The following is a 19761-nucleotide window of genomic DNA, read 5'->3' as shown; positions in this document are numbered from 1 at the left end:
CCGAGCCTATCCGGCACCCGGAGGTGCCCCGCCCAGCAGGATGGCCTCCAGCTCGGCGCGGCCGGGCAGCCGGGTCGGACGGGCGACCTCACCCGTTCGGACGTACACGAAGGCGGCGGCCACCTCCTCGGGCGCGAGGCCGTGCTGCTCGGCCCAGGCGAGCCGGTAGATCGCGAGCTGCAGCGGGTCCGCGGAGCGGTCCCGGCTGGTCTTCCAGTCGACGATCTCGTACGCGCCGGACTCCGGGTCCCGGTAGACGGCGTCGATCCTGCCCCGGACGACCCGGCCCGCGAGGGAGAGGTGCACGGGGACCTCGACGCGGTACGGGGTGCGGTGGGCGTACGGGGTGCGGGCGAAGGCCTCCTTGAGCTCGTCGAGGTCCCGCTCGTCGAGGATCTCGGGCTCGCCCGCGAAGTCCTCGCCGCCGGGGAGGTCCTCCGGGCCGAGGAACGGCAGCGGGAGCTCCTCGAAGCGGGACTCCACCCACGCGTGGAAGCGGGTGCCCCGGCGGGCCGCGGGCTGCGGCGCCTTCGGCATCGGCCGGGCCAGCTCCTGCGCGAAGCCGTCGGGGTCGGCGGCGAGGCGGAGCACCTGGGAGGCGGAGAGGTACGCGGGGAGGAGGACGTCCCGGGTCGTCGCGCGGGCGCGGCGGAGTTCGGCGGTGAGGGCGGTGAGGTCCCTGTCCCAGGAGGCGAGGGTCTTCTTGTCCTCGGGGGTGAGCTCCTCGTACGGCTCCGAGGACCGGGGCTCCTCCCGGGGCGCGGGGATCGCGTCCTTGTGGAGGTCCTCCGGGAGTTCCTCCTCGTCCCAGACGGGCTCCTCCTCGTCCCAGATCGGCTCCTCCTCGTCCGGCCAGAGGTCCTCGGGGTCGGGGCCCGGGAGGTCGGGCGCCGTGCTCGGGGGCTTGTGCCCGCCCTCCCCCGAGCTCTCGGCTTCGCCCGAGCGGGGGTGGCCCCCCTCGCCCTGCGGAACGATCGCCCGCAACCGGGCCCTCACCTGTTCCGCCGCCTCCTTGCGGCGCTTGAACGCCTCCTCGTCCAGCGGCAGCGGCCAGGCCTGGTCCTTCCCCGCCTCTGTCAGCGACGGGTTCTGCGCGTCCTTCTCCGGTTCGTCCGCCCAGGCCTCGATCTCGCCGTGGCCCGCCGCGCAGTGGTCGTACAGCGCGCGGAGGAAGTCCGAGGGGCCGCGGGGCCTCTTCTGGGCCGGGCCCCACCAGTGGGCGGAGCCGAGGAGGAGGGAGCGGGGGCGGGTGAAGGTGACGTAGCCGAGGCGGAGCTCCTCGGTGTGCTGGTGGTCCCGCATCTCGTTCTTGAAGGCCGCGAGGGACTTGGCGTCCCAGGTGTCGATGTCCGGCAGGGTCGCCGCGTCGCCGCGCAGGGCGTGCGGGAGCACCTGGGGCTGCGAGGTCCACGACTCGCGGGCCCGGGCGCTCGGGAACTGGCCCGCGACCAGGCCGGGGACGGCGACGACGTCCCATTCGAGGCCCTTGGACTTGTGGGCGGTGAGGACCTTCACGGTGTTCTCGCCGCCCGGCAGCGCGCTGTCGAGGCCCTTCTCGAACTGGACGGCCGTGCGCAGGAAGCCGAGGAAGGCGAGGAGGCCGGCCTCGCCGTCGAGGGAGGCGAAGCCGGCGGCGACGTCGAGGAACTGGCCGAGGGTCTCGCGGCGGCGGGCCGCGAGCGCGTGCGGGGAGGCGGAGAGCTCGACCTCCAGGCCGGTCGCGGAGAGGACGCGGTGCAGCACGTCCATGAGCGGGTCGGCGAGGGAGGTGCGCAGGGCGCGCAGCTCTGCGGCGAGGCGGGCGAAGCGGACGCGGGCCTCGGCGGAGAAGGCCAGGCCGTCGTCGGTGCCGCCGGAGTCGAGGAAGGTGTCGAGCGCGTCGGCGAGGGAGACGACCTCGGCCGGGTCGACGCCCTCGACGGCGGCGGCGAGCCGCTGCTCGGGGTCCGTCTCCTCGCCGCCCCGGTGGACGAGGAGGCGGGCGCGGCGGCCGAGGAGGGCGAGGTCGCGGGCGCCGATGCGCCAGCGGGGGCCGGTGAGGAGGCGGACCAGGGAGGCGTTGGCCCCCGGGTCCTGGAGGACCTCGCAGACGGCGACGAGGTCGGCGATCTCGGGCAGGTGGAGGAGGCCGGAGAGGCCGACGACCTCGACGGGGACGTCACGGGCGACGAGGGCCGCGTGGATGGCGGGGAAGTCGGTGGCGGTGCGGCACAGGACGGCGATCTCGCCGGGCTCGCGGCCGGTCCGCACGAGGTGGGCGAGGGAGTCGGCGAGCCAGTCGATCTCTTCCGCGTGGGTGGGGAGGAGGGCGATGCGGACGCTGCCGTCGTGCTCGGCGCCCGGGGCGGGACGCAGCGCCTCCACGCCCGCGTGCATGGCCCGCAGGGGGGCGGCGAGCCCGTTGGCGAGGTCGAGGAGGCGGCCGCCGCTGCGCCGGTTCTCGGAGAGGGAGTAGCGGCTCGCGGGGCTGCCGTCCGCGTGCGGGAAGTGCTCGGGGAAGTCGTCGAGGTTGGCGACGGAGGCGCCGCGCCAGCCGTAGATGGCCTGGCAGGGGTCGCCGACGGCGGTCACGGCGTGTCCGGTGCTCCGGCCGGTGGGGCCCTGGCCGAAGAGGCCGGAGAGCATCAGGCGCTGGGCGACGGAGGTGTCCTGGTACTCGTCGAGGAGGACGACCTTGAACTCGTCCCGGAGGATCGCGCCGACCTCGGGCCGGGTGGTGGCGAGCTCGGCGGAGCGGGCGATCTGGTCGCCGAAGTCGAGCAGGTCGCGGGAGCGCTTGGCGGCGCGGTAGCGGACGACGAGGTCGAGGAGTTCGCGGCGGGCGGCGGAGGCCTCGGGGACCTTGCGCAGTTCGGCGTTGCTGAGCTTGGCGCCGGCGAGGGCGGTGAGGAGTTCGGAGTCGTACGCGAGGAGCCGCTCGGGCGGCACGAGGTGCTCGGCGAGCTCGGCGTCGAGGGCGAGCAGGTCGGTGATGAGGGTCGGGAAGGACCGGGTGAGCGCGGGGTACGGGCCGGGGGCCTCGCGCAGCACGCGCGCGGCGAGCTGGTAGCGGGTGGCGTCGGCGAGGAGCCGGGAGGTGGGCTCCAGGCCGATACGGAGGCCGTGGTCGGTCAGGAGCTGCCCGGCGAAGGCGTGGTAGGTGGAGATGCGGGGCTCGCCCGGGGGGTTCTCGGGGTCGATGACGTCGGGGTCGGTGACGCCGGCGCGGACGAGGGCGGTGCGGACGCGCTCGGCGAGCTCGCCCGCCGCCTTGTTGGTGAAGGTGAGACCGAGGACCTGCTCGGGGGCGACCTGGCCCGTGCCGACCAGCCAGACCACCCGGGCGGCCATCACCGTCGTCTTGCCGGAGCCGGCTCCGGCCACGACGACCTGCGGGGCGAGCGGCGCGGTGATGCAGGCCGTCTGCTCCGGAGTGAACGGGATGCCGAGGAGCTCCTTGAGCTGCTCGGGGTCGGTGATGCGTGCGGTCACCGGAAGAGGCTAGCGGGGCCGTCCGACACTCCGGCCCCGCACGGCCCCCACCTGCGCTTCCACGCGCTGTCCACGCGCTGTCCACGCGGACGTGTCCTGGCGGACTTCTCCGCGGACGCGCCCTGGCCGACTTCTACGCGGACGCGCCCTGGCCGAGCTTCGAGAGGTCGACCGTCTCGCCGGGCGGCGGGGTCTTCACGTCGACCGGCTTGTCGTAGTCGGAGAGCACGAGGGTGCCGGGCTCCTTGCCGCCCTTCCTGACCATCTTCAGGATGTACGGTCTGCCCTGCTCCGAGACGGACACGGTGGTCGTCTCGCCGCCGGCCTTCTTCTTCACCAGGGTCGCGACGGGGGTCCCGTCGACCTTGCCGTCCGGCCCCCGGGTCAGTCCCCTGCGCCGTTCCTTGTCCTTGCCCAGGTCGGCGAGGAGCGACTTCAGGTCGCAGACGCCGCCGAGGTCCTGGCTGCCCGCCTGCCCCGGGGCGATCTTCAGCCAGCGGTCCTTGATCAGTTCGAGGGTGGCCGTGATCTGCGCCTCCGGCATGCCCTGGGAGGCCATGGAGGCCCGCCAGAAGGCCTCGTCACCCTTCATGTAGGTGATGCGGTCGACCCGGCGCAGTTCGGCGGTGCCGCCCTTGATCTTCATCAGGCCGGTGCACTCGCCGCTGTCGTTGACGGCGAAGTCGATGTCGAGCGGCTGCCCCTCGCTGACGACCCGGCCGGTCATGCGCAGGGACGTCGCGGACTGGGTGGCGGTCACGGCCCGGTCGCCGATCTCGTCGGCGGTGAGGCCGGAGAAGGGGTCGGGGGACGGCGCGGCCACGGCGGGCACGGCGGCCGGGAGGTCCGTCGCCGCCCAGGCCGCGGCCGGCGCGGGAGCCGTGACGACGGCGACCGCGCAGACGACGGCCGCGGCGCGGAACTTTCGGTGGGACTGGGACGTCATGCGAGCCTCCTCGCTGATTCCCCCGGGCCGTCCCACCAGGGTCGCCCCACGCACGCGTGCCCGCTACCGGGCCGGGGGCGGGGTCCACGCGCGGGCCTGCCGCCCGGCCGGGGGCCGGGCTCAGTCGACGACCTGGCGGCCCTCCGGCTGCGCGCTGCACGAAGCCCGGAAGGAGCAGGTCGCGCAGTGCTGACCGGTGCTCGGGGTGAACCGCTCGTCGAGGACCCGGCCCGCCGCGTTGGCGAGCAGCTCGCCGACCCACTCCCCGGTCAGCGGCTCCTGCGCCTGGACCTTGGGCAGCGCGTCGCCGCCCTCCTTCTTCGGGGCGGCCTGCCGCAGCTGTACGAGCTCCGCGCCGCCAGGCTCCGGGCGGTCGCCGCCGAAGACCTCGTCGAGGGCGCCCTCCCGCACCGCGAGCTGGTAGACGGCCAGCTGCGGGTGGTGGGCGACCTCGTCCTTGGTGGGAGCGGACTTGCCGGTCTTGAAGTCGACGACGTACGCGCGCCCGTGCTCGTCGGTCTCGACGCGGTCCATGGAGCCCCGGATGCGGACCTCGTACTCCCCCGCCGCCAGGGTCACGTCGAAACCGTGCTCGGAGGCGGCGGGGGTGCGGCCGCCGCGGTCCATGACGTGCCAGCTCAGGAAGCGCTCGAGGGCCACGCGCGCGTGCTGCTTCTCCTGGGCCGACTTCCAGGGCGCGTCGAAGGCCAGGGCGTCCCACACGGAGTCCAGCCGGGCCATGAGGACGTCGAGGTCGGCCGGGGTGCGCCCGGAGGCGACCTCGTCGGCGAGGACGTGGACGACGTTCCCGAAGCCCTGGGCGGCGGTGGCCGGGGCCGCCGCCTTGACCTCCCGGCCCAGGAACCACTGGAGGGCGCAGGTGGAGACCAGGTTCTCCAGGGAGCTCGGCGAGAGTGCCACCGGCCGGTCGCGGTCGCGCAGCGGTGCCGCGCTGCGCGTCGGCTCGAACAGGCCCCACCAGCGGTCCGGGTGCGCGGCCGGGACCAGCGGCTGGCCGTCCTCGTCCGTGAGCGCGGCCAGCCGGGCGAGCCGCTCGGCGGCCGCCTCGCGGAGCGCGGGCGAGGCCTCCGGGTCGACGGTGGTGGCGCGGAGCTCGGCGACCAGGGCGGAGACGGCGAGCGGGCGGCGCGGGCGGCCCGGGACGTCCTTCGGCTCGGCGCCGAACTCGGTGAGGAAGCGGGACGGCTGGTCGCCGTCCTCGGCCGCGGCCTTCACGGCGGTCACGACGAGCCGGTCGCGGGCGCGGGTGGTGGCGACGTAGAACAGCCGGCGCTCCTCCGCGAGGAGGGCGCCGGGGCTGAGGGGCTCGGCGAGGCCGTCACGGCCGATGCGGTCCGCCTCCAGGAGGGAGCCCCGGCGGCGGAGGTCCGGCCAGAGGCCCTCCTGCACGCCGGCGACGACGACGAGGCTCCACTCCAGGCCCTTGGAGCGGTGTGCGGTCATCAGGCGGACGGCGTCCGGACGGGTGTGCCGGCGGGTGAGGGTGTCGGCGGCGATGTCCTGGGCGTCGAGCTCCTCCAGGAAGTTGAGGACGCCCCGGCCGCCGACGCGCTCCTCGGCGCGGGCGGCGGTCTCGAAGAGGGCGCAGACGGCGTCGAGGTCGCGGTCGGCGTTGCGCCCGGCGGGGCCGCCGCGGAGGGCGGCGCGCTCCAGGCGGCCGGGCCAGGGGGTGCCCTGCCAGAGCACCCAGAGGGCCTCCTCGGCGGTGCCGCCGGCGTCGAGGAGCGCGCGGGTCTCCTGGAGGAGCCGCCCCAGGCGCTGGGCGCCCTTGGCGTACGCGGGGTCGTGCGCGACGAGGCGCTCCGGCTGCGCGAGTGCCCTTGCGAGGAGGACGTCGGAGGGGGGCGGGACCTTGTTCCCGCCCGCCCGCTCCTCGTCGCGCAGGGCGCGGCCCAGCCTGCGCAGGTCGGCGGGGTCCACTCCCGCGAGGGGGGAGGCGAGCAGTTCGAGTGCGGTCTCGACGGGGAGCCAGGTCGCTTCGGCGACGGGTGCGTCCGGGGTGTCCGCCGCGGCGGGGGCGGGGTCGCCGCCCTGCGCGGGCGTGGCGTCTTGGGACTCGCTGTCCGGGGTCGGTGCGGCGCCGTCGTGGGTTGTGCCCACCCGTTCCGCCCCTGCGGAACGCCTGCCCACAACCCGGGCCGAGGAGGGCGTGCCCACCACCGGGGTCGCGGAGGGCGTGGCGCCCGCCACCGCCCGCAGTGCCAGCAGCAGCGGGGCGACCGCCGGTTCGTGGCGGAGCGGGGTGTCCGCCGCGTCCGTCTCCACGGGGACGCCTGCCGAGGTGAGGGCCCGGCGGAGGGACGGGAGGGAGGCGGCGGCGCGGGTGAGGACGGCCATGTCCTGCCAGGGGACGCCGTCCTCCAGGTGGGCGCGGCGCAGCAGGTCGGCGATGTTCTCGGCCTCCGCCGAGGCCGTGGGGTAGGTGTACGCCTCCGCCCGTCCCCCGTCCCGCGTCGGGGCGAGCTCGCGGTGGGCGCGGACCTGGTCGGCGGGGAGCCGGGGCATCGGCATGCGCCGGGCGAGCTGCCGGGTCGCCCCGAGCAGTTCCGTACCCGAGCGGCGCGAGGTGCGCAGGACGCGGACGTCCGCGCCGGCGAAGGAGGACGGGAAGTCGAGGATGCCGTTCACGTCGGCGCCGCGGAAGGCGTAGATGGACTGGTCGGGGTCGCCGAAGGCGACGACCGTGCTCCGGCCGTCGCCCGCGAGCGCGTGCAGGAGCCGGACCTGTGCCGGGTCGGTGTCCTGGTACTCGTCGACGTAGATCGCGTCGTACGCGGGCGTGCGGGCGTCCCGGGCGAGCGGTACGGCCCGGTGGACGAGCTCCGCGTAGTCGAGGACGCCCTGGAGGTCGAGGACGTCGAGGTACTCGGCGAGGAAGCCGGCCGCTGCCTTCCAGTCGGGGCGGCCGACCCGCTCGGCGAAGCGGGCGAGGGCGTCGGGTCCGAGGCCCAGTTCGCGGGAGCGCGCGAGGACGGCCCGTACCTCGTCGGCGAAGCCCCGGGTGGTGAGGCAGGCGCGGAGTTCGTCGGGCCAGCCGACGCGGCCGAGGCCCGCCTTCTCCAGGTCGATCTGGCCGGCGAGCAGTTCGCGGACGGCGAGGTCCTGCTCGGGTCCGGAGAGCAGCCGGAGGGGTTCGGCGAAGAGCTCGGCGTCCTGGTGGGCGCGGATGAGGGCGTAGCAGTACGAGTGGAAGGTCGTCGCCTGCGGCGGGCGGCGGCCGCCGAGCCGGCCGGCCATGCGGTCGCGGAGTTCGACGGCGGCCTTGCGGCTGAAGGTGAGGACGAGGAGGCGTTCGGGATCGGCGCCGTTCTCCATGCGGGCGGCGACCGCCTCGACCAGCGTGGTCGTCTTGCCGGTGCCGGGTCCGGCGAGGACGAGGAGAGGTCCGTCGGTGTGGTCAACCACTTCCCGCTGGACTGCGTCCAGCTGAGGGGGATCCAGCGGGGCCGGCGTGGTGCGTACCAGTCGGTACGCGCCCGGGGTCCGCTGCCGTCCCGGCCCCGGGTACGGCTGTCCCTGGTGCGGCGGTGTACGCCGGGTGGTGGAGGAGGAGCTCACGTGGTTCGCCGGTCCTGGTGGGTGTGGTGGTGCGGGTGAGGCGGCCGTGTGCCGTGGCCGCCGCCTCGGGAGACGCGAGCGAAGACGTTACGCGAAGCGCGCCGCCGACAAGCCGTACTCCGCACCGCGTCCACCCTCGCGGGCCCGCCCCACCCGGGCCGACCGGGGCCGCTCCCTCAAGTGTGAGTTCCGTCCCAGCGGGCCCGGCGCATGTCGATCCTCGGCACGTGCCCCTCGGCCGCCGGGCCCGCCGCGCGCAGCGGGGTGCCCTCCTCGCGGTAGTGGTCGAGGGCCCGGAGCTCGTGGCCGGGCAGCAGCGTGCCGTCGGCGCGGACCACCCGCCACCAGGGGGCCGTCCCGCCGTACAGGGCCATGACCCGGCCGACCTGGCGCGGCCCGCCCTCGCCGAGCCACTCGGCCACGTCGCCGTAGGTCATGACGCGGCCGGGAGGGATCCCGTCGGCGACGTCGAGCACCCGCTCCGCGTACTCGGGCAGTTCTCCGGTCTCCCCCACGGGCTCCTCCACGCTCATCCGCCCCATCCTGCCTCACCCCACCGACATGGCCCTGATGCCTCCGCGCGGCAGCTCTTCGTGCCACCATCGTGCGGGCGGTGACTGGTGATACGAGATCAAGAGCGACAAGTACAAGAACACGTACCAGAACAAGACGTACCAGAACGAGATCGACAAGACGCGCATGCAGAGACGGACATGGTGATGGGGCAGGACACGCAGCCTCCCGGCGGGGCCCGGCCCGACGTGCCCGAGCGGGTCTCCGGTGACGAGCCGCTGCTCGCCGCCCGCGTCCACCGGCCCTCCGACCTCATGCGGCTGCTCGTCGGCCTGCTCGCCATCGGGCTCGTCATCGCCGTCGCCGCGTTCGCCCACGCCACGACCTCGGGTCTGGAGCAGGACATCAACAAGGGGGCGACCGGCACCCCGGACGTCTTCGTCAAGATCGCCGGTCTCGTCTCGTCCATCGCCGTCCTGCTCGTGCCGGTCGCCTTCGCCATCGAGCGGCTGATCAAACGGGACGGGCTGCGCATCGCGGACGGCGTCCTCGCCGCCGTCCTGGCGCACGGCGTCACCCTCGCCACCGACCTGTGGGTCGCCCAGGCCGCGCCCGGCACGGTCCAGGACGCGCTGACCCAGCCGCAGTCCGGGGGCGGGCTCACGGACCCGGTGCACAACTACCTCGCGCCCGTGATCGCGTACATGACGGCCGTCGGCATGGCCCGCAGGCCCCGCTGGCGGGTGTCGCTCTGGGTGGTGCTGCTGCTCGACGCGTTCACGATGCTGGTGGCCGGCTACACCACCGCCCTCTCGATCATCCTGACCGTCCTGATCGGCTGGACGGTGGCGTACGGCACGCTGTACGCCGTCGGCTCGCCGAACGTCCGGCCCACCGGCCAGACCCTCCTCGCCGGCCTGCGCCGGGTCGGCTTCCGGCCGGTGACCGCGATGCGCGCCGAGGGCGTGCCCGACTCGGCGGACAGCGCCGACCGGGGCCGCCGCTACATCGTGACCCTGGAGGACGGGCCACCGCTCGACGTCACCGTCGTCGACCGGGAGCAGCAGGCGCACGGCTTCTTCTACCGCGCGTGGCGGCGGATCACCCTGCGGACGATCACCACCCGCCGCTCGATCGTCTCGCTGCGCCAGGCCCTGGAGCAGGAGGCGCTCCTCGCGTACGCGGCGATCGCCGCCGGGGCGAACGCGCCCAAGCTGATCGCCACCTCGGAGCTCGGCCCGGACGCGGTGATGCTGGTGTACGAGCACAGCGGCGGCCGGAGCCTGGACTCCCTCGACGACGCCGAGATCACCGACGAGCTGGTCCGCAGCGCCTGGCGGCAGGTCCGGGCGCTGCAGTCACGCCGGATCGCGCACCGCCGGCTCACGGGGGACGCGATCCTGGTGGATCGTTCCGGCAGGGTGATCCTCACCGATCTGCGGGGCGGCGAGATCGCGGCCGGCGACCTCGTCCTGCGGATGGACGTCGCCCAGCTGCTCACCACCCTCGGTCTGCGGGTCGGGGCGGAGCGGGCGGTCGCCGCGGCCGTCGAGGTCCTCGGCCCGGACACCGTCGCCGACTGTCTGCCGCTGCTCCAGCCGATCGCGCTGAGCCGCTCCACCCGCGCGACGCTGCGGAAGCGGGCGCGGGAGCGGTCCGCGCGGGAGCGGGAGGCCGTGCTCGCGGCCTCGGAGGCGGCCAAGCACGAGCGGGAGCTCGCGAAGGCCGAGGCGGCCGCGGACCGGAAGGCCGTACGGGCGGAGACGAAGGCCGAGAAGAAGGCGGACAAGAAGGCCGAGAAGCGGGCCCTCGACACCGCCCTGGACGAGGCCCGCGAGGAGGACCTGCTCGCGCAGATCCGGCAGCAGGTGCTGCTGATCCGCCCGCAGGCCCCGGTGGAGCCGGTCCGGCTGGAGCGGATCAAGCCGCGGACCCTGGTCAGCCTGATCGCGGGCGCGGTCGCCGCGTACTTCCTGCTCTCGCAGATCGCCCGTACGCCGCTGTCGACGATCAGCGAGGCGGACTGGCGGTGGGTGGCGGCGGCGGTGCTGTTCTCGGCGCTCAGCTATGTGGCGGCGGCGATGAGCCTGCTCGGCTTCGTGCCCGAGCGGGTCGGGTTCTGGCGGACGGTGGTGGCGCAGGTCGCCGGCTCCTTCGTGAAGATCGTCGCCCCGGCGGCGGTCGGCGGCGTCGCCCTGAACACCCGCTTCCTCCAGCGCTCGGGGGTGCGCCCGGGGCTCGCGGTGGCGAGCGTCGGCGCCTCGCAGCTCTTCGGCCTCGGGGCGCACATCCTGCTCCTGCTCTCCTTCGGCTATCTGACGGGCACGGAGAAGTCGCAGTCCTTCACCCCGTCGAGGACGGTCATCGCCGGGCTCCTGACGGTCGCGGTGCTCGTCCTGGTGGTGACGGCGATCCCGTTCATGCGCAAGTTCGTGTCGACGCGGCTGCGCTCGCTCTTCGCCGGTGTGGTGCCCCGCATGCTGGACGTGCTCCAGCGGCCGGTGAAGCTGGCGACCGGCATCAGCGGGATGCTGTTCCTGACCTTCGTGTTCGTCCTCTGTCTGGACGCCTCGATCCGGGCCTTCAGCCACGGGAACCAGACGATCAGTTACGCGACCGTGGCCGTCGTCTTCCTCGCGGGCAACGCGCTCGGTTCGGCGGCGCCCACCCCGGGCGGTGTCGGCGCGGTCGAGGGCGCGCTCACCGTCGGCCTGGTCACCGTCGGCGGCCTGCCGATCGAGGTCGCGACCCCGGCGGTGCTCCTCTTCCGTCTGCTGACGCTGTGGATCCCGGTGCTGCCGGGGTGGCTCTGCTTCAACTGGCTGACCAAGCGGGAGGCCCTGTAGGGCCCGTGGCGCGACCGGCGGGCCCTTTCCTCCGCCACCCGCTTGGACCCCCGTCCCGCGCGGCGGCGCGGGCGGCGGCCCACGATGGGCCTATGCCGATCTCCCCCGCCCAGCGCGCCGCTCTGCTCACCGCCGCCACCGTGCTGCTCGCCGCCGGCTGCTCGGACGGGGGAGACGGGGCGGCGAGCCCGGTGAAGGCGTCCGCCAGCGCGAGCGGGCTCGCGGCGCTGAAGGCGCAGAAGCTGTCCTGGGCGCCCTGCCCGGCGCCGTCCGCCGCCGAGGGCGGCGGGCCGTCGCCCTCACCGCTGCCCGGGGGCACCCCCTGGGAGTGCTCCTTCCTCCAGGCGCCGCTCGACTGGTCGGCGCCGGACGGCGAGAGGATCGAACTGGCCCTCATCCGGGCCAGGGCGAAGGACAGCGCCCGGCGGATCGGCTCGCTCGTCTTCAACTTCGGCGGGCCCGGCGGCTCCGGGGTCACCGGCCTGCCCGGTTTCGCCGGCGACTACGAGTCCCTGCGGGGCCGCTACGACCTGGTCTCCTTCGACCCGCGCGGGGTCGGCCGCAGCGACCCCGTCGAGTGCGCCACCGACAAGGAGCTCGACGCCTACTACGCCCTGGACTTCACGCCCGACGACGCCGCCGAGGAGCGGACGCTGTCCGACGCGCAGAAGCGGTACGCGAAGGGCTGCGAGCGGGACGCGGGCGCGGCCCTGCCGCACGTCGGCACGGAGAACGCGGCCCGGGACATGGACCTGATGCGCCAGGTCCTCGGCGACGAGAAGCTGCACTACTTCGGCATCTCGTACGGCACCGAACTCGGCGGCGTCTACGCCCACATGTTCCCCGAGAACGTGGGCCGGGCCGTCTTCGACGGGGTCGTCGACCCGGACGCGGGCGTCGAGGAGGGCGCCCTCGGCCAGACGAAGGGCTTCCAGCTCGCGCTGGACAACTTCGCCCAGGACTGCGTGGACCGCGGCGACGAGTGCGCACTGCCGGGCGGCAGCGTCGCCGAGATCGAGAAGGGGATCACGGACCTCCTCGCGGCCCTCGACAAGAAGCCGATCGCCGGGATCGGCGACCGGAAGCTGACCCAGACGCAGGCCACCAACGGCATCGCGCAGGCCCTGTACTCGAAGGAGTTCTGGCCGTACCTGGAGCAGGGGCTCGACGCGGCCGACGGCGGCGACGGGGGGCTGCTCCTCTCCCTGTCCGACTCGATGAACGGGCGCGGCGAGAACGGCTCGTACAGCAACATCCAGGCCGCCAACACCGCCATCAACTGCGTGGACTTCAAGGAGCGCTACACCCTCGGGCAGGCGAAGGAGCGGCTCGGCCAGTTCCGCGAGGCCTCCCCCGTCTTCGGCGACTTCATGGGCTGGGCGCTGGCGAGCTGCTCGAACTGGCCGGTGCCGGGAGGGTGGGAGCACCCGGACGTCTCCGCGCCGGGCTCGGCGCCGATCCTGGTCGTCGGGAACACCGGCGACCCGGCCACGCCGTACGAGGGCGCCCGGGCCATGGTGAAGGCGCTCGGCAAGGGCGTCGGGGTGGAGCTGACGTACGAGGGCGAGGGCCACGGCGCGTACAACGGCGGCAGCACGTGCGTGAAGAAGACGGTGGACGACTACCTGCTGGCGGGCAAGGTCCCGGCCTCGGGCACGGTCTGCAAGAAGTGACGGCCCTGTGCACGGGAGGGCCGGGGCGCGCGGAAGGCCCCGGGCCCGCAGCTGCGGGCCCGGGGCCTTCCGTGGTGCGTCCTAGTAGACCGGCTTCTCGGGCTCGATCTGGTGGACCCAGCCGATCACGCCGCCGCCGACGTGGACCGCGTCCGCGAAGCCCGCGGACTTGAGCACCGCGAGGACTTCCGCACTGCGGACACCCGTCTTGCAGTGCAGGACGATCCGCCGGTCCTGCGGGAGGTCCTGGAGGGCGTTGCCCATCAGGAACTCGTTCTTCGGGATCAGCCGCGCGCCCGGGATCGAGACGATCTCGTACTCGTTCGGCTCGCGGACGTCGATGATGTCGATCTTCTCGTCCGCGTCGATCCACTCCTTGAGCTGCTTAGGAGTGATCGTCGAGCCGAGCGCCGCCTCCTGGGCCTCCTCGGACACGACGCCGCAGAAGGCCTCGTAGTCGATGAGCTCGGTGACGGTCGGGTTCTCGCCGCAGACCGCGCAGTTGGGGTCCTTGCGGACCTTGACCTGGCGGTACTGCATCTCCAGGGCGTCGTAGATCATCAGCCGGCCGACCAGCGGGTCGCCCACGCCGGCCAGGACCTTGATGGCCTCGGTGACCTGGATGGAGCCGATGGACGCGCAGAGCACGCCCAGGACGCCGCCCTCGGCGCAGGAGGGGACCATGCCCGGCGGCGGGGGCTCCGGGTAGAGGCAGCGGTAGCAGGGGCCGTACTCGGACCAGAAGACGGACGCCTGGCCGTCGAAGCGGTAGATCGAGCCCCAGACGTACGGCTTGTTCAGCAGCACGCAGGCGTCGTTCACCAGGTAACGGGTGGCGAAGTTGTCGGTGCCGTCGACGATCAGGTCGTACTGGCCGAAGATCTCCATCACGTTGTCGGCCTCGAGCCGCTCCTCGTGAAGGATCACGTTCACGTACGGGTTGATGCCGAGCACGCTGTCGCGCGCCGACTCGGCCTTGGAGCGGCCGATGTCGGCCTGGCTGTGGATGATCTGGCGCTGGAGGTTCGACTCGTCGACCTCGTCGAACTCCACGATGCCGAGGGTGCCCACGCCGGCTGCGGCCAGGTACATCAGGGCCGGGGAACCGAGACCGCCGGCGCCCACACAGAGCACCTTGGCGTTCTTCAGCCGCTTCTGTCCGTCCATCCCGACATCCGGGATGATCAGGTGGCGGGAGTACCTGCGGACCTCGTCTACGGTGAGCTCGGAAGCCGGCTCGACCAGGGGTGGCAGCGACACGGAGTCTCCGATGGTCGGTATGTCAGTACGGTTGTTCTCCCCGTAACACTGCCACGCCCCTTCTCATTCCGAGACACCCGTTCCGATCCGCGAGACGATTTCGTCCCAGTAGCCGGGCAGCGATTGGAATGGGGCGCTTTGTCCCGGTCGGCCCGCGCGGTCCGTGAAGAAGATCGTCCCCGCTCCCTGCCAGCGGGCGATCCGCAGGGCCTCGTCCAGGTGGGTGCGCGGCACCCCGTGGACGAGGTGGACGAACTTGGCCTCCGTGTACTCGGCGGTCCACTCCGCCACCTGCGACCAGCGGTAGTCCACCCAGGGGCCGGCGAAGGTCACCAGCTGGTCGGCGGCCTCGGCGTACCCCGGATGGGGGTGGGTGCCGTGGCCGAGGACGAGGTGGGCCTCGCCGCCGAGCACGGCCTCCAGGGCCGCGGTGAGCCGCCTCGTCCCGGCCAGGTCCGCCCGGTCGACGGGGGCCCGGTCCAGGTAGAAACCGTCGACCCGGTACCAGTCGAGGAAGCGGTGGGCGTCCGAGACGAGCTCCCCGAAGGGCCGGGAGCCGCGCGCCAGGTCCAGGTGCCCGAGCACCTTCACCCCGGCGTTCCGCAGCTTTCCGGCCGCGTCCAGGCAGTGCGGGTCGGGGCGGGTCCCGGGGCCCTCCGCCACGTTGAGCACCGCCCAGTGCAGCGGGGTCCCGGGGCGGGTCAGCTCGGCCCACTCGACGGGGGCGAGCAGCGGATGGGCGTAGCCCGGGACGCCGAATCCGAGCGCCTGGACGGCCCCGGTGGCCGTGGTCCCCGTCAGATGCGACACGCCGCCTCCATCCAGATGTCGGCGAGGGACTCCTCCAGGTTGATCCGGGGCCGCCAGCCGAGCCGGTCGCGGGCCGTGCGGACGTCCGCCTGCTGCCAGGGCCCGCAGCCGTCGGGGTACGGGTACGGGGCGGAGGCCAGCTGGTCGGCGATGGTCCCCTCGGTGCGGGGGGCGCCGATCATCGGGCGCTGCGGGATGCCGTGTGGGGCGTCCAGCTCGTGCAGGTTGCCGGAGTAGCCGGCGACCCGGGCGAGGACGGCGGCGGCGTCCCGGAGCTTGACGGCGCGGCCGGTGCCGATGTTGACGACGCCCTGGGCGGCGGAGAGGGAGGCGGCGTGGACGGCCCGCGCCACGTCCCGTACGTCGACGAAGTCCCGCTGCACGCCGAGGCCGCTGAGCTTGAGCTCACCGTCCCCGGCCTGCATGGCGCGGCGCATCGCCTCGGCGAGGCGGCCGAGCGGGGAGCCGGCCGGCGTGCCGGGGCCGACCGGGGAGAAGACCCGCAGGACGACGGCGTCGAGGCCGGAGCCGAGGACGAGTTCCGTCGCGGCGAGCTTGGACACGCCGTACGGGCCGCCGGGGCGCGGGATCGCGTCCTCGGCCGTGGAGGAGCCGGGCTGGCTCGGACCGTACTCCGAGGCGCAGCCGACCTGGACGAGCCGGGCCCCGCAGCCGCTGCGGCGCAGGGCCTCGCAGACGGTGGCGACGGCGACGGTGTTGTGCCGGGTCAGTTCGCGGGCGCCGCCCCGGGTGGCTCCGGCGCAGTTGACGACGACCCCGGGGTGGACGGCGTCCAGGAAGCGGGTGAGCGCGCCGGGGCTGCCGGAGGCGAGGTCGAAGCGCACGTCGGCGTCGTCGCCCCGGCCGAGCGCGGTGAGGTGGACGGCCGGGTCGGCGAGCAGCCGGTCGGCGACGAAGCGTCCGATGAAGCCGTTGGCTCCGAGCAGTAGCACCCTCATCGTGCGGCCCCTACGTGCCGACCGGCCGGTCCTTGGATTCGGGGGGTCATGATCTTCGTTCTCCTTGCGAGGTGATGAGAGAGGTGACGGGGCACGCCCGCGGCGTCGGCTCCGCGGGTGCGAAGAGGTTCTTCACGGAAGGCCCGGCGGGGTGGGGGCGGCTGTGGCCGCCGGCCCGGCGGGGGGCTGTCACGGGGTGGCGTGGGCCGAGGCCCGGGCGAGGGCGCCGGTCGCGTGGGCCAGCAGGCCGAGCGCGGCGGCGCCGCAGACGAGGGTGGGTACGGCCCCGGGGCCCCAGGCCGCGACGAGGGCGCGCACCGGGGCGGCGAGCGCGTCGAAGCCGGGGAGGGGGACGCGGGCGGCGAGGACGCTCGCGAGGGCGAGGACCTCGCCGGCGCAGGCCGCGGCGAGGACGGCGGCGGCCGTCTCGGGGTGGCCGTGGACGGTGTGGAGCCGGGCGAGCAGCAGGAGCGCCCCGAGGGCGAGGGCTCCGGCACTGAAGCCGGTGAGGGCGAGCAGGCCCGCCAGGGCGAGGAGTTGGAGGGTCACGGTGCCGAGGAGCAGCGGCCGGACGGCGGCGGCGAAGTCGGCGAGGCCCCGGCTGTCGGCGATCCGGCGGCGGGCCCGGCCGGCGAAGAGGTGGGCGCCCCAGGCGGCGGGGGCGACGGCGAGGGCGAGGCCCAGGACGGGCGCGGGGGTGATCTCCCAGGGCCCGTCGGGGCCGCCGGTGAGGACCTGGTCCAGGAGTCCGTCGCCGCCGATCGCGTACGCCAGCAGCCAGAGGGTCCAGAGCCGGGCGGCGGGGACGGTCCCGCCGTCCGGGGCGCGGAAGGGACCTTGCCGGACGGCGAGCAGCAGGGCCCCGCCGAGGGTGAGGGCCCCGGCGGCGCCGACGGCGAGCCGGACGGGCCCGTGGCCGTGGGCGAGACCGAGGGCCGCGAGCCCGGCGGCCCCGCCGGGGGCGAGGGCGGCGAGCGCCCAGGGCGCCCGGGCCCGCTCCGGCTCCGCGACGGGCACGGGCCCCTCCTGTCCGCGGGGCACGCGCGCGTACAGCTCCTCGGCGAGCGAGAACACGTCCCGGTGCCGGAACCGCGCGGCGGTCCGGTCGGTGAACCCCTGCGCTTCGAGACCGGCGGCGATCTCCAGCGGATCGACGGCCCGCTCGCAGAGCTCCCGGTGCCGGTGCATGAGCACCTTCACGGGGTCGGCCTGCCCGCGCCGGCTCCGGGGGCGGGCGGAGGCATCCGCGGCGGGGCCGGCGGGTGCGGCCGTGGCCAGGCCGACGGGTGCGGCCGTGGCGGGACTGGTGGGTGCAGCCGCAGCGGGACCAGCCGGTACAGGGCCGGCCGGCGCGGGGCCGGCCGCAGTCGGCGCGGGCCAGGGCTCGGTGGCGTCCGCGGCGGCGGGGTGGTCCTTCGCGCGGGTCTCCTCGTGCGACTCGACCTGCCCGGCCTGACCAGTCGGCCCGACCTGCCCGGCCTGACCGGTCGGCCCGGTGGGCTCCGGGGACGGGTCGGGGCCCTTCGGGCCCGGCCCGGGGTCCGTCGGGACCGGCGCATCCGACAGGGGCGCGGCCCGCCGGCCCGGCGCCGCCGGGTCCGGCCGCTCCCCCGCCGCCGGGTCCGGCATCGGCTCCGGCGCGTCCCAGGCCGTGCCCGGGCACGGGGGCGGCGTGAGGGACGCCTCCGGGGGCGGGGCTATCCCGGCGGGGGCGGGGTCGACGGGGTCGTCGGGGGCGGGGCCGCGCAGGTCGAGGGTGCCGGCCGCGGTGAGGGCGGGGGTGCCGAGGAGGGCTTCGGAGCGGGCGTCCCAGGCTCCGGGGCTCGTCGGGGCGGCGGAGCCGCGCATGGGGGTGCCTCCTTCAGGCATCGGGGGCTCCCGTCCCCGCGGTCACGGTCTTGGGCGCCCAGCTGCCGGGCACGTGGGCCTCGGCCGGGTGGGCGAAGGGGACGCCGTCCCCGGGGCGGTGGCGCACCGGCGCGTGGGAGAGGAGTTCGAGGTAGATGCCGCGGAACGCGGCGAGGTTCTGTTCGACGGTGAAGAGTTCGAGCGCGCGGGCGCGGGCGGCCGCGCCGAGCCGGTGGCGGCGCTCGGGGTCGCGGAGCAGCGCGAGGCAGGCGTCGGCGAGCGCCCGGGGGTTGCGCGGGGGGACGACGAGGCCGGTGCCGCCGATGATCTCGACGACGGCGCCGACGTCGGTGGAGACGGTGGCCCGCGCGCAGAACATCGCCTCGACGAGATTGGCGGGGAAGCCTTCGACGAGGCTGGACATGACGACGAGCGCGCCGGAGGCGTACGTGTCCTCCAGGGTGGGCGCCTCGGGGCCGCCGAGCTCCTCGAAGGTGACGGGGTTCTCGCCGACGGCGTGCGCCCCGGGGGCCTCGTCGGGGAAGAGCTGGGCGGCGAGCCCCTTGCAGTGGATGAGGTAGCCGGCGCCGCACGGCTCGCGCTCGGGCACGGCGACGATCCGCAGCCGGGCGTCCGGCTGGCGGGCCCGGATCTCGGCGAAGGCGTGGAGCAGGCCGACGAGGTCCTTGGCGGGTTCGACGCGGCCGACCCAGACGAGGGTGGCGGGGTCGCCGCTCTCCTCGTCCTCGCCGACCTCGGCGAAGCGTTCGGCGGCCATGCCGGGGTGGACGGTGCGGATGCGGGCCCGGTCGGCGCCGCACTTCTCCTGCCAGCGGCGGGCGTGGGCGTTGCCGGGGGTGAGGAGGGCGGCCTGCCGGTAGACCTCGCCGGCGAGCCGGCCGTGGAGGGCGGCGAGCAGGGCGCGCAGGGGGGCGGAGCGGTCGGCGCCGGCGGCGGAGAGGTAGTGGGCGCGCAGCGGTACGCCGTACTCGGTGACGAGCAGCGGGGTTCCGAAGAAGCGTTTGGCCAGCAGGCCGGGGAGGGCGGTGGTGCCCCCGGCGGCGGCGTGGCAGAGGTCGGCGGCGCCGAGCGCGTCGTCCTCGTACCAGTCGAGGGAGAGGGGGCGCAGGGCCCGCTCCAGGTGCTCGGCGAAGGCGAGGTGGTCGGGGAGTCCGGCGGCGGCCGCGCCCCGGCGTGCGCCGGGCGCGCGGCAGGCGGCCTCCAGAGCGCGGACGGCGTCGTCGGAGCGGAGCGCTCCGGGCAGTCCGCCGCGCTCGCGGGCGAGTTCGGCGAGGGCGTAGAGCCCCTCGGCGAAGGAGGTGCCGCCCTCGCCGTTCCCTTCGCCCTCGTCGTGCTCGGCGCAGAGTCCGGTGGCGAGCCGGTGGTAGGCCTCGGTGAAGCGGCGCCGCTCGTGGCGTCCGTAGGCCCGGCGGGCGGCGCGCGGCGCGCGGAGGCTCCACGCTCCGGAGGCCGCCGGGGCTCCGTCGGGGCCGCCGGGGTCGGCGGTGCGGGCGACGCGGGCGTTGGGCGGCAGGGGTCGCGGGGTGCCGGCGGGGCCGAGGGCGTAGAGGTCGAACCGGTGCTGTCCGAGCCCGCGCACGAGCCGTTCGCACCAGCGTCCGGACTCACCGGTGGCGTACGGGTAGCCACCCTCCGTGAGCAGTCCGATCCGCACGCGTGCACCCCCGATCTCCCTGGACGGCGGTCACCGTCGGCCCGGTGACTCGCAGCGGGAAGAACGTAAGCGGATACACCGGTGGGGGGGGGGGGGGGGGGGGGGGGGGGGGGGGGGGGGGGGGGGGGGGGGGGGGGGGCGGGGGCGGGGGCCGGGGGGGCGGGGGGCGGGGGGGGGGCGC

General features: G+C 75.2%; 11 protein-coding genes. 2 read left to right on the top strand and 9 right to left on the bottom strand.

All coding sequences use genetic code 11. The annotated features are described in order from the left end of the window. Positions 1–6: 6 nt before the first annotated feature. From ACIGW4_RS17670 to ACIGW4_RS17655, 4 genes are all read right to left on the bottom strand, one after another. Positions 7–3471 carry a UvrD-helicase domain-containing protein gene (locus tag ACIGW4_RS17670; protein WP_399581381.1) on the bottom strand — a complete coding sequence of 1155 codons (3465 nt, stop codon included), beginning with the start codon at positions 3469–3471 and terminating at the stop codon, positions 7–9. Positions 3472–3604: 133 nt separating this feature from the next. Then, positions 3605–4417 carry a hypothetical protein gene (locus ACIGW4_RS17665; protein WP_399581379.1) on the bottom strand — a complete coding sequence of 271 codons (813 nt, stop codon included), beginning with the start codon at positions 4415–4417 and terminating at the stop codon, positions 3605–3607. Between the two features lie 120 nt (positions 4418–4537). Then, positions 4538–7996, bottom strand: a complete 3459-nt coding sequence (locus ACIGW4_RS17660) for an ATP-dependent helicase (protein WP_398707354.1) — start codon at positions 7994–7996, stop codon at positions 4538–4540. Positions 7997–8172: 176 nt separating this feature from the next. Beyond that, complete coding sequence (locus ACIGW4_RS17655; protein WP_123455298.1) at positions 8173–8538, bottom strand: MGMT family protein; 366 nt, start codon at positions 8536–8538, stop codon at positions 8173–8175. Positions 8539–8709: 171 nt separating this feature from the next. Here ACIGW4_RS17655 and ACIGW4_RS17650 point away from each other — a divergent pair, with 171 nt between their 5' ends. Next, positions 8710–11355: a lysylphosphatidylglycerol synthase transmembrane domain-containing protein gene (locus tag ACIGW4_RS17650; protein WP_123455297.1), complete on the top strand. Its 2646-nt coding sequence runs from the start codon at positions 8710–8712 to the stop codon at positions 11353–11355. Positions 11356–11447: 92 nt separating this feature from the next. Further along, on the top strand, positions 11448–13028 hold the full coding sequence (locus tag ACIGW4_RS17645; RefSeq protein ID WP_123455296.1) for an alpha/beta hydrolase: 1581 nt from the start codon (positions 11448–11450) through the stop codon (positions 13026–13028). A gap of 81 nt (positions 13029–13109) precedes the next feature. Here the strand turns inward: ACIGW4_RS17645 and moeZ are convergent, their stop codons facing one another. From moeZ to ACIGW4_RS17620, 5 genes are all read right to left on the bottom strand, one after another. Next, positions 13110–14288, bottom strand: coding sequence for an adenylyltransferase/sulfurtransferase MoeZ (moeZ, locus tag ACIGW4_RS17640; protein ID WP_123455295.1), 1179 nt, complete (start codon positions 14286–14288; stop codon positions 13110–13112). A gap of 63 nt (positions 14289–14351) precedes the next feature. Next, on the bottom strand, positions 14352–15098 hold the full coding sequence (locus ACIGW4_RS17635; RefSeq protein WP_123455294.1) for a spherulation-specific family 4 protein: 747 nt from the start codon (positions 15096–15098) through the stop codon (positions 14352–14354). Further along, on the bottom strand, positions 15086–16057 hold the full coding sequence (locus ACIGW4_RS17630; RefSeq protein WP_093874194.1) for an NAD(P)-dependent oxidoreductase: 972 nt from the start codon (positions 16055–16057) through the stop codon (positions 15086–15088). The genes ACIGW4_RS17635 and ACIGW4_RS17630 overlap by 13 nt, the downstream gene beginning before the upstream one ends. Before the next feature lie 189 nt (positions 16058–16246). Next, positions 16247–17335, bottom strand: a complete 1089-nt coding sequence (locus tag ACIGW4_RS17625) for a hypothetical protein (protein ID WP_399581632.1) — start codon at positions 17333–17335, stop codon at positions 16247–16249. A 583-nt stretch (positions 17336–17918) separates the two neighbouring features. Further along, the gene (locus ACIGW4_RS17620) at positions 17919–19580 is read right to left on the bottom strand and encodes a glycosyltransferase (RefSeq protein WP_399581372.1); all 1662 of its coding nucleotides are present in this window, start codon (positions 19578–19580) and stop codon (positions 17919–17921) included. Between the last annotated feature and the right edge of the window lie 181 nt (positions 19581–19761).

The organism is Streptomyces sp. NPDC053513 (genome assembly GCF_044544765.1).
Lineage (GTDB): Bacteria > Actinomycetota > Actinomycetes > Streptomycetales > Streptomycetaceae > Streptomyces > Streptomyces litmocidini.
This window is presented reverse-complemented; position numbering and strand designations above follow the sequence as displayed.

Coding starts and splice junctions, on each gene's coding strand:
- ACIGW4_RS17665 (WP_399581379.1), bottom strand. CDS start 4,417: ATGACGTCCCAGTCCCACCGAAAGTTCCGCGCCGCGGCCGTCGTCTGC.
- ACIGW4_RS17655 (WP_123455298.1), bottom strand. CDS start 8,538: ATGGGGCGGATGAGCGTGGAGGAGCCCGTGGGGGAGACCGGAGAACTG.
- ACIGW4_RS17650 (WP_123455297.1), top strand. CDS start 8,710: ATGGTGATGGGGCAGGACACGCAGCCTCCCGGCGGGGCCCGGCCCGAC.
- ACIGW4_RS17645 (WP_123455296.1), top strand. CDS start 11,448: ATGCCGATCTCCCCCGCCCAGCGCGCCGCTCTGCTCACCGCCGCCACC.
- ACIGW4_RS17630 (WP_093874194.1), bottom strand. CDS start 16,057: ATGAGGGTGCTACTGCTCGGAGCCAACGGCTTCATCGGACGCTTCGTC.